The organism is Pseudoalteromonas sp. SG43-8 (assembly GCF_014164245.1).
Lineage (GTDB): Bacteria > Pseudomonadota > Gammaproteobacteria > Enterobacterales > Alteromonadaceae > Pseudoalteromonas > Pseudoalteromonas distincta.
Map to the genome: position 1 here is coordinate 110,354 of NZ_JACJEX010000008.1, position 15,012 is coordinate 125,365.

Annotated in this window: 12 protein-coding genes; 6 read left to right on the forward strand and 6 right to left on the reverse strand. The window is 40.1% G+C overall.

Annotated features, from left to right (window positions below; genetic code table 11):
- Positions 1–8: 8 nt before the first annotated feature.
- A complete protein-coding gene (locus tag H5122_RS14705; RefSeq protein WP_007582180.1) occupies positions 9–296 on the reverse strand; it encodes a hypothetical protein in 288 nt (95 codons plus the stop codon).
- A gap of 245 nt (positions 297–541) precedes the next feature.
- Between H5122_RS14705 and H5122_RS14710 the strand changes: the two genes are divergently transcribed.
- The 4 genes from H5122_RS14710 to H5122_RS14725 all read left to right on the forward strand — a co-directional run bounded on the left by H5122_RS14710 (position 542) and on the right by H5122_RS14725 (position 4,954).
- Complete coding sequence (locus H5122_RS14710; RefSeq protein ID WP_002961114.1) at positions 542–925, forward strand: RNA-binding S4 domain-containing protein; 384 nt, start codon at positions 542–544, stop codon at positions 923–925.
- Between the two features lie 98 nt (positions 926–1,023).
- The gene (locus H5122_RS14715) at positions 1,024–1,452 is read left to right on the forward strand and encodes a hypothetical protein (protein WP_182682459.1); all 429 of its coding nucleotides are present in this window, start codon (positions 1,024–1,026) and stop codon (positions 1,450–1,452) included.
- Between the two features lie 368 nt (positions 1,453–1,820).
- Positions 1,821–4,565, forward strand: a complete 2,745-nt coding sequence (gene acnA, locus H5122_RS14720) for an aconitate hydratase AcnA (RefSeq protein ID WP_182682460.1) — start codon at positions 1,821–1,823, stop codon at positions 4,563–4,565.
- Between the two features lie 134 nt (positions 4,566–4,699).
- Positions 4,700–4,954, forward strand: a complete 255-nt coding sequence (locus H5122_RS14725) for a hypothetical protein (protein ID WP_182682461.1) — start codon at positions 4,700–4,702, stop codon at positions 4,952–4,954.
- On the opposite strand, the gene H5122_RS14730 is transcribed toward H5122_RS14725, so the two are convergent.
- The 4 genes from H5122_RS14730 to H5122_RS14745 form a co-directional block, all read right to left on the reverse strand.
- Complete coding sequence (locus H5122_RS14730; RefSeq protein ID WP_182674039.1) at positions 4,955–5,503, reverse strand: DUF4124 domain-containing protein; 549 nt, start codon at positions 5,501–5,503, stop codon at positions 4,955–4,957.
- Between the two features lie 145 nt (positions 5,504–5,648).
- A complete protein-coding gene (locus H5122_RS14735; protein WP_182682462.1) occupies positions 5,649–6,389 on the reverse strand; it encodes a phosphoadenylyl-sulfate reductase in 741 nt (246 codons plus the stop codon).
- A 43-nt stretch (positions 6,390–6,432) separates the two neighbouring features.
- Complete coding sequence (gene cysI, locus H5122_RS14740; protein WP_182682463.1) at positions 6,433–8,130, reverse strand: assimilatory sulfite reductase (NADPH) hemoprotein subunit; 1,698 nt, start codon at positions 8,128–8,130, stop codon at positions 6,433–6,435.
- 61 nt (positions 8,131–8,191) lie between these two features.
- Positions 8,192–10,006 (reverse strand): assimilatory sulfite reductase (NADPH) flavoprotein subunit, encoded by a 1,815-nt coding sequence (locus H5122_RS14745; RefSeq protein WP_182682464.1) that lies wholly within the window; start codon positions 10,004–10,006, stop codon positions 8,192–8,194.
- Positions 10,007–10,309: 303 nt separating this feature from the next.
- On the opposite strand from H5122_RS14745, the gene H5122_RS14750 reads away from it, so the two are divergent.
- Positions 10,310–11,935, forward strand: a complete 1,626-nt coding sequence (locus H5122_RS14750; RefSeq protein ID WP_182682465.1) for an endonuclease — start codon at positions 10,310–10,312, stop codon at positions 11,933–11,935.
- An 87-nt stretch (positions 11,936–12,022) separates the two neighbouring features.
- On the opposite strand, the gene H5122_RS14755 is transcribed toward H5122_RS14750, so the two are convergent.
- The gene (locus H5122_RS14755; protein WP_182682466.1) at positions 12,023–13,009 is read right to left on the reverse strand and encodes a hypothetical protein; all 987 of its coding nucleotides are present in this window, start codon (positions 13,007–13,009) and stop codon (positions 12,023–12,025) included.
- A 416-nt stretch (positions 13,010–13,425) separates the two neighbouring features.
- Between H5122_RS14755 and H5122_RS14760 the strand changes: the two genes are divergently transcribed.
- Complete coding sequence (locus H5122_RS14760) at positions 13,426–14,925, forward strand: DUF3360 family protein (protein ID WP_182682467.1); 1,500 nt, start codon at positions 13,426–13,428, stop codon at positions 14,923–14,925.
- Positions 14,926–15,012 lie beyond the last annotated feature (87 nt).

Consider the following 15,012-nt stretch of genomic DNA (forward strand, 5'->3'; position numbering starts at 1 on the left):
ATAGCAATTTAATTTGTTTGGCTATCTAACCAAGCATCAACACTTTTGCGAGTATATAAAACTTCTTTAAATAAACGATGACGTTCAAATTCAAGTTTTGTTTTTCTCGTGGCATCACCACTAACTAAACGGCTATGGGTATCATTGAATTTTGAAATTACAGAAAAACCGCGCTCATCTTGATCAGCTTGCTTTTTTACAGAATTAGCAAGGTGCTCTCTAACATCGTCAGCAGTTAACATACCTGAATTATCTAATCCCATTAGCTCTTTTTTCATTGCTAATCTTACGCCCATTTCCTACTCCATTTAATGAAAAATATTTATTCCGCCAAGGTTTTAGCAATTAGCAGGCCATACGTAAAATTAACTGCTGCAAAGATTACTCTTCAATTGCTTCAGTTTTTTTAAAGACAGATAAAATACATAAAAACTTTCGTCCTTATTTCCCTATTACAATTAGCTAAAGTTACTTGCTTTGGTGCAAAAATAGCTGCAAGCCTTTATACTACAGCTTGTGCGTTACCCCACCGAGAGCAAATATGAACGAAGAATACATAGAAATAGAATTAGAAGAAGAGCCGATTGAGCTCTGTAAATTATTAAAAGTACTAAACTTAGTTGAAGGTGGCGGCCAAGCTAAAAACCTAATTACTGAAGGCTATGTGGGTGTTAACCATGAAATTTGTACAATTAAACGGAAAAAATTATACAGTGGTGATGTACTAGAGTTTGATGGTGAGTTTTTTAAACTCTCACTAAGTGAAGATGCAATCCCTGCAGAAAAACCTGCGGTACAAACTCAAGCAGAGTCAAAGCAAGCTGCACCACAACCAACAAATCAACCAGCTAAAAGTAAGCGTAAGCGAACTAAAAAACCAAAAGTAGATGATAAAACAGGTCGTCGTCCTATTTCATTTGGTTAAGCATTTAAAAGCACTCTTTTTATATAAAAAGGCCAACTTGTATAGTTGGCCTTTTTACTCTTTAATAACCTAATTAATAATAAAAACAAGGTTATAAAATGTCTGTAAACACACCTAAAAATTGGTTTAAACCCGTTGTATGGGCGGCACTCGTATGGAATTTACTTGGCGTTATTGCTTTTGCTATGCACATGATGATGACACCCGAAATGATAGGTAAACTTCCGTTAGATCAACAAGCTGCCTACTCTGACATCCCTCTTTGGTCAACCATTGCATTTGCTGTAGCCGTATTTGGAAGCACTTTGGGTTGTCTGTTTTTACTTGCTAAAAACGCGCTGGCAACACCTACTTTTGCGCTATCGCTCGGCGCTATTTTAATTCAGCAATATTATAATTTTGTGGTCATAAATAGTATTGAGCTACTTGGCGCAAGTGCGGTATTTATGCCTATTTTTGTAATCATTATTGCCATCGCTTTACTTTGCTTGAGTATTAAAGGTAAGCAGCAGGGCTGGTTACGGTAATTATACCAATTGCATTAAATTAGTGATCTATTATAGCGCTAAGAAAATAGCGTAATAACAAGGCGAAAATTACGACACATAGTTGTTCTATATGAATAATTTTTAACGCAGTGAGTGCGCTATTTAATACGATAAAATGATCATGTTTTTAATAAAATTGGTATTAATAAGGGTCGAAATAACTTTTGACCCTATCTCTTCTTTTAAATCATCTCTTGAAATTAAATTTTTCAGCATCATCTCTACTATAATAACTGTATAAAATTCGTTCTCTAAACGCGATTTTTTACACTGGTATGTACTTTGCAACTCGAACACTACAGAGGTCACTCTTCAAAACATTTTTATAATTCATAAAGGGGCAAATAATGAATAATAGTTTCGATACCCAACATCAGCTCACAATAAATGGTGAGCAATATCATATTCATTCTCTAAAAGGACTTGGCGACAAAGCGAAACGATTGCCCTTTTCCTTAAAAGTACTACTTGAAAACCTTCTTCGTAACGAAGATGGCGTAAATATAAAAGAACAAGACATTCAAGCCCTTCTTAATTGGGATCCTCAAGCAAAGCCTGCATCTGAAGTTGCCTTTACTCCCGCCCGTGTTGTTATGCAAGATTTTACCGGCGTACCCGCTATTGTAGATTTAGCCGCGATGCGTGACGCAATGGAAAAGCTAGGTGGAGATCCTGCAAAAATAAACCCGTTATCGCCTGCTGAACTTGTGATTGACCATTCGGTGCAAGTAGATGGCTACGGAAATGATGGTGCATTTGATTTAAATGCAAAACTTGAGTACGACCGAAATAAAGAACGTTACGAGTTTTTACGTTGGGGACAAACCGCTTTTGATAATTTAAAAGTAGTGCCACCAGCAACCGGCATTGTTCACCAAGTAAACCTAGAATACTTAGCGCGCGTTGTTTTTAATGAAGAGCGCGACGGAAAAAAATTCGCTTACCCAGATACGCTTGTAGGGACTGACTCTCACACCACCATGATTAATGGCTTAGGTGTGCTTGGCTGGGGTGTAGGCGGCATTGAAGCTGAAGCAGCCATGCTTGGTCAGCCAATAAGTTTACTCATTCCACAAGTAGTAGGTATGAAGCTAAGCGGACGTTTACCTGAAGGTACTACCGCAACCGATTTAGTGTTAACAGTAACCGAAATACTGCGTAATCATGGCGTAGTGGGTAAATTTGTAGAATTTTATGGTGACGGCCTTGCCGACCTACCACTTGCCGATAGAGCAACCATAGCCAATATGGCACCAGAATACGGCGCTACGTGTGGTATTTTTCCAATTGATGATGAGACCATTAACTACCTTCGCTTAACAAACCGCGACGAAAAACACTTAAAAGTAATTGAAGATTACGCTAAGCATCAAGGCTTATGGCGTAACGATGGCGACGAAGCTAATTATACCGATACACTTGAGCTTAAATTAGATGACGTTGTACCAAGCCTTGCAGGCCCTAAGCGCCCACAAGATAGAATTGCCTTAAACGAAGCTGGCAAAGTTATTAGCGATCATTTAAAAGGCTTCCAAGACGAACGTATGGCTCGTCGTGATAAAAGCGATGAAGAACAAGCTCGTATTGAGAGTGAAGGACCGACAACAAATCCAGATGAGCCAGTTAACGAAGCGCAGTTTATGGGTGCCGCTAAGGTTAAATTTAAAGGCCAAGAGTTTGAGCTAAACGATGGCGCTTGTGTTATTGCCGCGATTACCAGCTGTACCAACACCTCTAATCCAAGTGTTATTTTAGCTGCTGGTTTGGTTGCTAAAAAAGCGAAACAGTTAGGCATTAATGTAAAACCTTGGGTTAAAACATCACTTGCACCAGGCTCTAAGGTAGTTACCGACTACCTAGAAAAAGCAGGCTTAATGGATGACTTAGAAAGCTTAGGTTTTAACTTAGTTGGCTACGGCTGTACTACCTGTATTGGTAACTCAGGGCCTCTTGCAACTGAAATATCAGACGCGATTCAAAAGCATAAATTAGTAGTGAGCTCTATTTTATCGGGTAACCGTAACTTTGAAGGGCGTATTCACCAAGATGTTAAAATGAACTTTTTAGCCTCTCCTCCACTTGTTGTAGCCTATGCCATTGCAGGCAGAACCGATATTGACGTATACAACGAACCCCTTGCGCAAGATGCTAACGGTAACGATATTTACCTTAAAAACATTTGGCCAAGCGTTAAAGAAGTAAGTGACTTAGTTAAAGAAACCGTAACTAAGGAAATGTTTGAAAAAAGCTACGCTAACGTTTACGAAGGCGATAGCCGTTGGCAGCAAATTAAAATACCGGATGGCAAACTTTACGATTGGGATGATGCATCTACCTACATTAAAAAAGCACCCTTTTTTGATGGTATGAAAGTAGAACCACCGGGCATTCCTTCTATTGAAGGTGCACGTTGTTTAGCTAAACTTGGAGATTCAGTAACCACTGACCATATTTCTCCAGCGGGTGCTATTAAAGCAGAAGCGCCAGCAGGTTTATACTTGCAAGAGAAAGGTGTAGATAAAGCGCAATTTAACTCGTACGGCTCACGCCGTGGTAATCACGAAGTAATGATGCGTGGAACGTTCGCTAATGTGCGTCTTAAAAACTTACTAGCTCCTGGTACTGAAGGCGGCGTAACACGTACTCAGCCTGGCGATACGCTAGAGAGCATTTATGATGCAGCAATGGAGTATCAAAAAAATAATACTCCACTCATTATTTTAGCGGGCAAAGAATATGGCACGGGTTCATCTCGTGACTGGGCTGCTAAAGGCTCACTTTTATTAGGCGTTAAAGCCGTTGTAGCACAAAGCTACGAACGTATTCATCGCTCTAACTTAATTGGTATGGGTGTACTACCTCTGCAATTTAAAGAAGGTGAAAGCTACGAGTCACACGGGTTAACAGGGCAAGAACAATTCGATATTGATGGCCTGTACGATAAAACCGATGAAGTCACCGTTATTGCTACAAATGCCGAAGGTAAAAAAGTAACCTTGAGTGCAGACGTACGTATTGATACCCCTAAAGAGTGGGATTACTACAAACACGGCGGCATTTTACAATATGTACTGCGTAATATGCTCGACTAACAAAGACAGTAGTTAATACATTTAAAAGCCCAGTTTAGTAATAAGCTGGGCTTTTTTTGTACTGTTTGTTGTCTTAAATCAATGCCAAGTATTTAAAGCCTGTCTACAATAAGCTTACTCTTAGTGAGGTAACTATGTCGCAAATAATGATAATTAGGCTGCTTAAAACATCAATAGTGCTTGGGTTGTGCCTTATCGTGACTGGCCATACGTTAATTGTGTCGAACTACTTTACCGTCGAGCATGGTATTAAAGGAATAATTATAGCGGCGGCATGCATTGCTGTAGGCGTGCTGCTGTCGCTTCCCACTAAAATATATTTAACAGTATTATTGATGGAAGCCGAAAAACGTTATTTAAAAAACCATAAAAGCACTCACTCTAAATAATTAAAGTGCACTTAAATTATTAATTTCTTTATTACGTTTTTCTAGTTTGTCTTTTACGTTTTCGGCGTCATTAAATAGCTTTTTAACCGAATCTGGGTTCAAAATACTGATCCCCTCTGGTGCAGCCGACGTTGTGTTTGGAGTTGAAGAGGTATTTAAAATAGACGTGTCTTCTGCAGCAATAACAGTAATATCTTTAGGATCGAGTTTTACTTCAATACTTTTTGCATGTGGGTTAGGTGTATCAGAAAAGTGCCATTGGCCTGTTTCGTCTTGCCACTTAAAAATTTTACCACTTGAGGTAGCATTTGCAGCAATTGGTTCATCAGAAATACTGCTCGCAATTTTATCGCCAGCTTGCTTAACGCCCAACACTGCTTGGTCCAAAGTATTGCTAGATAGCGCGACCATTTTTTCTTTAATTTGCTGAGATTCACTGCTAATTGATGATGCAGAAAGCCATGTTTGACCATCGGGCTTTTTTAAATAAAACAAAGAGATGACTGCAATAGCCATGATTGATATAGCTAAGTAGGTAAAGTATTTCATAGCGTTCCTGCTTTAATTAATCCTTTAATGCCTTGAGTCTAATAAAAAATACTTAATTAGGCAATTTTTTGTACCCGAATAAAAGAAAATAAAAACGCAGCCGAAGCTGCGTTTTTATTTGCGATTTAACTACATCGTAGTGACGTTAAATACCGTCACCATCCATGTGTAGTCCACATTCTCGGTTTAAACCAAAAAAGCGAGTTTCTTCCTCTGTCATTCCTGGTTCTAACTTACGTGTTGTATGTACGTCACCCATCGACACATAACCTTGTTCCCATAATGGGTGGTAAGGTAAATCATGCTTAGTCAGGTACTGATACACGTCGCGGTTAGACCATTCAATAATCGGGTACACTTTAACGGTACCACGGCTTATTTCTACAAACTGTTTATCAGCACGTGTAGATGATTGATCGCGACGCAAACCACTAAACCACGTGCCCGCTTCGATCTCTTTAAGTGCGCGGGTCATCGGCTCAACTTTATTAAGCTGGTTATATTGCTTAATGCCGTCCTCGCCTTGCTCCCACAACTTGCCAAACTTAGCTTCTTGCCATGCTGAGCTTAGCTGCGCTCTATACACCTTTAAGTTAAGTGATAAACGCTCACTCATTTGTTCAATAAACTGATACGTTTCAGGAAATAAATAGCCTGTATCGGTTAATACAACGGGAATATCTGGACGTTGTGAGGTCATTAAATGCAGCATTACTGCCGCTTGAATACCAAAGCTAGATGATAAAAAAGCCGTATTAGGCAAGTTATCAAGCGCCCATGCAACACGCTGTTCTGCGCTCATATTCGCTAGCAAACCATTAGCATCAGCTAACATAGCCGCTTGGCTTTGTTTATCTAGCTGTAAAATGTTTTTAAATTCACTCATGGTAAATTCCAAACCTCACCAGCGCTTTGGCGCTGGTATTTAATTAAGCGTGAAAATCGGTTACTGATACTTTTACTTCAGCAACTATGCCTTTGCGTATAACAAAGTCACCAAAACACTCACCATCGTTACGCTCTTTTGCCCATTGCCCAATGAGCTTATCGAATGCTTCTAGGTAAACGTCTTCGCCTACGTTCTCAAGGTACAATTTAGGAATACGTGTACCTTCTAAATTACCACCTAGGTAAACGTTGTACTTACCTGGGCCTTTACCCACTAAACCAGCTTCTGCAAGCATTGCGCGGCCACAACCGTTAGGGCAACCTACAACGCGCATAATAATGCTGTCATCTGGTATACCGTGCTTAGCAAGTAATGCTTCAGTTTTTTCTACTAGGCTTGGTAAGTAACGCTCTGCTTCGGCCATTGCAAGTGGGCACGTTGGCAGTGAAACACACGCCATAGAATTTTTACGCTGCTGCGAATCTTTGTCGTCAATCAGGCCGTGGCTACGTGCAATTTCTTCAATCACGGCTTTTTGATCTGCAGGTACGCCAGCAATAATTAGGTTTTGGTTTGCCGTCATACGCATGTCACCATGGTGAACTTCTGCGATTTTACGACAACCAGTTTTAAGCGGCTTGCCTGGGTAGTCTAAAATACGACCACTTTGAATAAATAGCGTTAAGTGGTGCTTACCATCAATGCCTTCAACCCAACCAATACGATCGCCACGGTGAGTAAACTCAAACGGGCGGCTTGGTGCAAATGTAACGCCTGAGCGTTTTTCTACTTCTGCTTTAAATACATCAACGCCAACACGGTCTAATGTGTATTTAGTTTTTGCATTTTTACGGTTTGAACGATTACCCCAATCGCGCTGCACAGATACAACATGCTCTGCAATTTTTAAGGTATCTTCGAGCGTAATAAAGCCAAAGTCATCAGCCTTACGCGGATACGTAGCCGTATCACCGTGAGTCATGGCAAGGCCACCACCAACAAGTACGTTAAAGCCAACAAGCTTGCCGTTATCAGCAATTGCCACAAAGTTTAAGTCATTCGCATGCACATCAACTTCGTTATTAGGCGGAATAGTTACCGTTGTTTTAAATTTACGCGGTAAGTAGTTAGATCCTAAAATTGGCTCTTCTGTGGTTTCTGCCTTTTCGCCATTTAGCCAAATTTCAGCATACGCTTTCGTTTTTGGTAATAAATGTTCAGAAATTTTTGCAGCCCAGTCGTAAGCTTCTTGGTGTAACTCAGACTCAACAGGGTTAGTAGTACAAAGCACGTTACGGTTAACGTCACCCGCAGTTGCAATAGAGTCTATACCTACGCTGTTAAGCATTTGGTGCATGCCTTTAATATTCGGCTTTAATACACCATGAAACTGAAATGTTTGACGCGTAGTTAGACGAATGCTGCCGTAGCTTGTTTTTTCATCAGCAAACTTATCAATTGCTAACCACTGCTCTGGCTTAATAATACCGCCAGGCATACGTGCACGTAACATTACATTATGTAGCGGCTCTAGCTTTTGCTTAGCGCGCTCACCACGTATATCGCGGTCATCTTGTTGGTACATGCCATGAAAACGTATTAACTGAAAGTTATCGGCAGTAAAACCACCGGTAATTTCGTCTTTTAAATCTTGCTCTATGGTGCCACGTAAAAAGTTACTTTCTCTTTTCAAACGTTCGTTATCAGAAAGTTTTACGTTTTTATCTTGTTCGCTCATTTTAAATCCTAAATTTGTTACAGTGACGGCTGCTAGCTGTTAAATAAAATAAGAAACGTGATTAATACACGTCTTTCTGATAGCGGTTTGCGCTACGCAAATCTTTTAAATATTGCTCTGCGTCTTCATTGCTCTTGCCTGTGTTTTCTTTAACGATATCAACCAAGGCGTTGTGTACATCTTTTGCCATGCGATTTGCATCGCCACAAATATAAAAGTGAGCGCCGGCTTCTAACCACTCAAACACGTCTTTACTGTTACTGCGTAATTTGTCTTGTACGTATACTTTTTCTGCTTGATCGCGGCTAAATGCAACATCTACTTTGTTAAGTAAACCCGATTTTAAATAACCCTGTATTTCTACTTGGTATAAAAAGTCTTGAGTGAAATGTGGGTTACCAAAGAACAACCAGTTTTTGCCTTGTGCTTGACGCGAATCACGCTCTTGTAAAAATGCACGGAACGGCGCAATCCCCGTACCTGGGCCTACCATGATCACAGGTGTATCATCGTTAGTTGGTAGGCGGAAATTGTCGTTGTGTTCGCTAAATACTTTAACTTTACAACCTTCCTCTGCACGACGAGTTAAGTAACCAGTACAGCCACCTAAATGCTCGCTATCAAATGCATCAAACTGTACTAGACCTAGTGTTAAATGTACTTCATCTTCAACCTCAGCTTGACTAGATGCAATTGAGTACAAACGAGCTTGTAGTTTACGTAGGCAATCTACTAATGTTTGCGCATCAATTTTTGCTGGATTTTGGCGAATCACATCAAATATTTGGCGAGGTTCAATATACGCACGCATTGCAGCTTTATCTTCTACAAGCTTTAATAATTCAGGCGTACCTGTTGCTGTTGCGTATTTTTCTACAAAACCTGGGTACGACTGAGTCAGCTCTAGTTTTTCAATAAGTGCATCGCGTACGCTTAGCTCTTCATCACCTACTTTTACAATGCTTGTTGCATCTATTTGAGTAAGTGTAAGTACTTCATCAACTAATACATCGTCATTTAAAAAGTACACACCTAATGAATCACCTGGCGTGTAAGTAATGTCAGAACCTTCAAGCGAAATTTCAACGTGGCGTACATCTTTAGTCGAGTCGCGACCGGTAATTTTTTGAACAGTTAATAGCTCTGCTTCAAATGGATTTTGTTTTGTATATTGGCTTGCTGCAGCGGTTGGAGCACCAAATGGCATTGATACAACTTGACCACCAGCGGCCTCTTGCTGCGCTTTTAAATCAGGTTCAAATGCATCAACTGCACCGGCGATCCACGTAGCGGCTTCATCTTCGTAATCTACATCTAAATCAGCACGTTGATAGATAGTTTGTGCACCGAGTTTATTTAAACGCTCTTCAAAATCTTTTGCTGTCTGGCAGAAAAACTCATAGCTAGAATCACCTAAGCCAATAACCGCTATTTTCACATCGTCTAGTTTTGGCGCTTTTTTAGTGGCTAAAAATTCGTGGAGTGTTTCTGCGTCTTCTGGTGGCTCACCTTCGCCGTAAGTAGATACAACGATAGTTAAAAACTTTTCTTTTTTCAGGGCTGTTGGTTTGTAATCTGACATGCTCACAAGCTTAACTGCTAAGCCTCGCGACTCAGCCTGCTCTTTCATTTTGGTAGCTACACCTTTTGCGTTACCTGTTTGCGAACCATATAAAATAGTTAGCGCTGCTGCATCACCCGCAGCCGGTACGCCTGCCGTAGGAGCACCTAACGCAGCCGAATTAGCATTTGCAGCTAAGTAACCACTTACCCATGCTTGTTGAATTGGATTAAGTTCAGCCACTAAAGCTTGCAGCTTTTGTACTTGATCTTGCGATAGCGGGCTTGCCGCAGCATTTAGTTGACCTAACAACATGAATCGATTCCCCATAACCCTGAAAATTAAACACAATACACTTTGTGTATTGTTAAAAATGAGTTTTACCTCATCCAGAGCGTATCTGTTGAGGTTTTCTAAGTTAGTAGGATAACGGGCTCAGCATAGATAAAAAAAGAATAGAATCTGCTTTGATATTCCATTTAGTTATTAATTTATAAAAATACCTTCAAAAACAGATTAAAGACTTATTATTGCTTTTTACTGCACTTTAAATTAACAATTTTGTAACCTAACTAATGTAGGGTATATTCTTCATTCAAAATAAAAATAGGAACAACTATGTTACACGGGAAATATAAAAATAATCTACTTAGTACCGCTTTGTTACTTGGCTCATTACCTGTAATGGCCAATGTAGCTAATGGCGGATTTGAACAATGGTCAGGTAATACACCTAGCTCTTGGAGCACTATTGATAGCGGAATCAGCTTAACGCGCTCAACTAGTACAGTTAAAAGCGGTAGTAGCTCTGCTGCTGTCAATGTAACAACAGGATCGCAAAGTAACACTGATTTACTACAACAGGTTGCTGTAGAAGCTGGTAAAACCTATAACTTTTCGGCTGATGTTTACCACACCGAAGGTAAAATTAAAGCGCGCTTATATGTAGATGGCTATCAAGGCTATTCAAATCAAGCACAAACTAACCAATGGCAAACAATTAGCCATAGCTATACGCCAAGCAGTGATAAAACAATTAATGTTGGGCTTAGGTTTTACGATGTAAGTGGATTTGATGGCAGCGAAACCGTATACGTAGATAACTTTTTACCAAATACTGATGGCAACGCATCAACAAGTTGCACCGACAATAGCCTTACCTTAACGCTTAACACCGATAATTACGGTAGCGAAACTAGCTGGGCCGTTAATAACAATCAAGGTAGCGCTGTTGTTAACGGCAGTGGTTACGCATCAAACACTCTGTATGATGAGCAAATATGCCTAACTGATGGTACTTACACACTTGTTATTAGCGACAGCTACGGCGATGGCATGTGTTGTTCAACAGGTAATGGCAGTTATGCGCTTAAGCAAGGCTCTACCACACTTGCTAGCGGTGCAAGTTTTAACAATACAGACAGCACGGCATTTACTTTAGGTAGTGGCTCTGGTGATGGCGGCGGGACCAACCCAACACCCACTGGCTACTATGTTACTGCTCAAGGGTTATCGGGTTATGCACTAAAAACTGAGCTTTATAATATTATTAAAGATCATAATGCACAGGGTTACTCGGCTATTTGGAATTTTTACGACTCATCTGCACGTGATAAATACTTTGAAAACGATAACAGCATTTTAGATATGTATAGCGAGAAACCAAACGGCTCAGATAGCTACAATTATACTGCGGTGAGTGACCAATGTGGTAACTATAGTGGAGAAGGCGGCTGTTACAACCGTGAGCATTCATTTCCTAAAAGCTGGTTTGGCGGCACTATTGAGCCAATGAACTCAGATGTGCATCATATTTACGCAACCGACGGTTATGTAAACTCAAAGCGTAGTAACTTCCCATTTGGTGAAGTAGCAAGCGCTTCATTTACATCAACCAACGGAAGTAAATTAGGCTCTGCCGCAAGCTCATTAAATTACTCAGGTACTGTATTTGAGCCAATTGACGAATTTAAAGGTGACTTTGCTCGCGCTTATTTTTACATGGCAACGCGCTACGAAAATGTAATAGGCACTTGGCAAACCAAAACGACCTCAAGTAATGCAGTGCTTAATGGTTCAAGCAACCAAGTGTTTGAAAGCTGGGTAGTAGCCATGCTGCTTAACTGGCATAACAGTGATCCTGTAAGCCAAATGGAAATTGACCGTAACCAAGCAGCCTTTGAATTTCAAGGTAATCGTAACCCGTATATCGACCATTCTGAATTTGTAGAAATGATTTGGTAAAAGTTAGCAGTTAAAACAAAAGCCTTTGCAATTGCAAAGGCTTTATCTTTTAGTGTGTAATATTTTTTATAGTCACAATGGTTTAAGCTAATTATAAGAAACAGCTGCGATAAGTGACTTTTCAGCTCTGTTCTTCATCAACGTTAAAAGTGAATGATGAAAATCTTGAAATATCACCTCTCCCCATATTCGTGAATAAATACCAAAATTTGTATTGTCTTGCACGGTCGTTTTTAACGTTAAAATTGTATTGCCGCTTTTTTCTTCACTTAGCTGATAACCACCGTAAAGTGGAGAAAAGTATTCACCGCCAAGTTTTACGTGTTTATCGAGTGCGTCATCGGGAATAGCATCTGGGTCTATGTCAAATCTATAAAGCATCTGTTTATTTGGTTGCCAATCTGTAATAACTTCTTTAAATATAACCCCTTTTTGCCAAGTACTTGTGCGAACAGCGCCTATACCGCTTGCATTTATACTTGCCCTTAATGGCTTTGGTACACCAATTAATTGAGTGAGTGAAAAAGGCACTTCCTGTGGTTTTATATCACTCACATTAGCTAACTGTTGCCACACAGCATTGATGGGCGCGTTAATAGTTATTGAATTTGTTACTTCGTATGTTTTTGATAAATTTAAAAAATTAACTTCAATAGGTGAGAGCAATATAGGTAACAACGCGATTGATAATAAAGAACTATTCGCTTTTTTTATTTCACGCTTTCTAACAAAACCCGCAAGTAATCCACCAATGCTGGCAAAAAACATAAAAGCAGGCAAAGCCATAGCCACACAAATACTGCCTTCAAGTAAAGTAATTACACTTACAAATAAAAAAACAAAAATAGGCTGCCAAGCAATCGTGACCATTTGCCTTTTAGTTAATGTTTTTGATTCATTGTACTCAAAGTGAACACGAATATAACCAATTGCAACGGGCACTAAAAACATAAATGATATAGAGACTAGGCTACTTAAATTATAAGTATCAAGTAGCTCTATAAACAGCCGCATAAATATGCCGTAAAGCGTACCAAGTAAAATACCAATTGATTTAGGGGAGTTGAGTTGCATGTCTATTCTTTATTGTTATTAACAATCAGAAAGTAACAGAAGTATTATTCCACCACAAATAAAACAATATTAACGGCTCCTGCAAGCAAATAGCTTGAAATAAAACGACTTTCACAGCCACTAAGACTAAAGGATAATAACCTGCCGTTAACACTATACTATTAGGTAAATAGTGCTCCGCATCGTTAATAACAAACTCAAGCGCTTAATTTATAACAACTTTTAATCACACTCTGTAATTTCATAATTTTTAGTGTAAAGCAGTTTTTTAAATTAACTGTATTAAAAACAACCATGCACGACCTTTTGCCTATACATAGCACCCTAAAAGCTGATTTACCCTGCATGTTCAATATTCATTTGCTTTAACAAAAGCCGTATTTATTTGATTAAGCAACAATGTTGCAGGAGAACGCATGCAAACTACACCACCCGGTGATGCACCATCAAACACGCACAAGAATGCTCAAAGCTACGAGCAGCTTCACAAACCGAGTTCAGCGTTTAATACTCGCGACGAGTATCTCGAACATGAATTACAAATTATGCAGCCTAAACGCTGGCGTCCTAATATACCGTTTAGAGATTACCGATTTGAATTTGAAGACACCATTCCAGCAATGGCGGGCACTATTGGTAAAGTCGTTATGGTGGGGGCTATTGCGGCAACATTTGCAGCACCTCTTGGTTTAAGCGATGCGTTTGTTTTAGAAAACGTGCGCTACGAATTACTCATTGTTTCTATTTTTATCATTTTGTTTTCAGGTTTTATTTTACCTACAGCCAACTTGGCTGGTACTCACGGCCCGCTTATTCCGTTAATTCCTATTGTAGTTGCAGCTGGCGGCCACCCTATGGCGTTTGGCTTACTCATTGGTGCCTTTGGTTTTATTTTGGCCATAACCAAAGGAGGAAGTATGCTCGCGCGCCTAACCAGTAAAGGTGTATGTGGCGGGCTACTTATTTATTTAGGCTTTATTGGTACTATTTCGCAAGTTAAAAAGCTGTTTGCTTGGGCTGAAGCCATTGATATGGCGCACATTGCATTTATTGTTATTTTAGCCACCATTTTATTGTATGCGCTATTAGAGCACTTTAAAAATCGTTGGTTAGCCGTGCCGTTAAGCTGCCTTATTGGTGGCGTGGTTGCCTTTGCTTTAGGTGCACCGTTTGAGTTTCATACTGCTCCGGGTTTACCAAATATGAACCCAGCTTACTGGTGGGGCGAAAACACGGGTTGGATGCTTGGCCTGCCAACGCTTGAAAGCTTTGTGGTTGTACTCCCATTTGCAGTGCTCGCCGTTGCTATGTGGTCACCAGATTTTTTAGGTCATCAAGTATTTCAAAAAATAAGCTATCCGCAACGTACTGAAAAAGTACAAATGAATATCGACGACACCATGCTGAGCGCATCGGTTAGACAAACATTTGGCTCACTTGCCGGTGGTGCTAACTTTACCTCATCGTGGGGAACCTACATTGTACCTGCCGCTATTGCTAAGCGCCCTATTCCTGCTGGCGCTATTTTAACAGCCGTATTTTGTATTATTGCTGGTTTATGGGGTTACCCTATGGATTTAGCCATTTGGCAACCTGTGCTTTGTGTAGCGCTTATTGTAGGTGTGTTTATTCCGCTACTTGAAGCTGGCATGGAAATGACGCGCGAAGGCAAAACAACGCAATCAGCCGCTATTGTGGTGTTTGCCTCAACCTTGGTTAACCCGGCTTTTGGTTGGTCGCTTACTATGTTACTTGATAACTTAGGGCTTATTGGCTGTAAAGAGCGCAGCGCTGAACTAACTAAAATGAGCCGCTGGGTGATTCCACTTATTATGTTTGTGTTACTTACCACTGTAATGGCAATTGTAGGCATGTTACCTGGTATACCGGCGTTAATGGCTGACTTTAGGCATTAACCCTTAGGTACTGAACCTAATATTTACCCACAAAAAGCACGGCAATTGCCGTGCTTTTTAATACGTGATTCTTAATACACACGGTTA

Coding starts and splice junctions, on each gene's coding strand:
- H5122_RS14705 (WP_007582180.1), bottom strand. CDS start 296: ATGGGCGTAAGATTAGCAATGAAAAAAGAGCTAATGGGATTAGATAAT.
- H5122_RS14710 (WP_002961114.1), top strand. CDS start 542: ATGAACGAAGAATACATAGAAATAGAATTAGAAGAAGAGCCGATTGAG.
- H5122_RS14715 (WP_182682459.1), top strand. CDS start 1,024: ATGTCTGTAAACACACCTAAAAATTGGTTTAAACCCGTTGTATGGGCG.
- acnA (WP_182682460.1), top strand. CDS start 1,821: ATGAATAATAGTTTCGATACCCAACATCAGCTCACAATAAATGGTGAG.
- H5122_RS14725 (WP_182682461.1), top strand. CDS start 4,700: ATGTCGCAAATAATGATAATTAGGCTGCTTAAAACATCAATAGTGCTT.
- H5122_RS14730 (WP_182674039.1), bottom strand. CDS start 5,503: ATGAAATACTTTACCTACTTAGCTATATCAATCATGGCTATTGCAGTC.
- H5122_RS14735 (WP_182682462.1), bottom strand. CDS start 6,389: ATGAGTGAATTTAAAAACATTTTACAGCTAGATAAACAAAGCCAAGCG.
- cysI (WP_182682463.1), bottom strand. CDS start 8,130: ATGAGCGAACAAGATAAAAACGTAAAACTTTCTGATAACGAACGTTTG.
- H5122_RS14745 (WP_182682464.1), bottom strand. CDS start 10,006: ATGTTGTTAGGTCAACTAAATGCTGCGGCAAGCCCGCTATCGCAAGAT.
- H5122_RS14750 (WP_182682465.1), top strand. CDS start 10,310: ATGTTACACGGGAAATATAAAAATAATCTACTTAGTACCGCTTTGTTA.
- H5122_RS14755 (WP_182682466.1), bottom strand. CDS start 13,009: ATGCAACTCAACTCCCCTAAATCAATTGGTATTTTACTTGGTACGCTT.
- H5122_RS14760 (WP_182682467.1), top strand. CDS start 13,426: ATGCAAACTACACCACCCGGTGATGCACCATCAAACACGCACAAGAAT.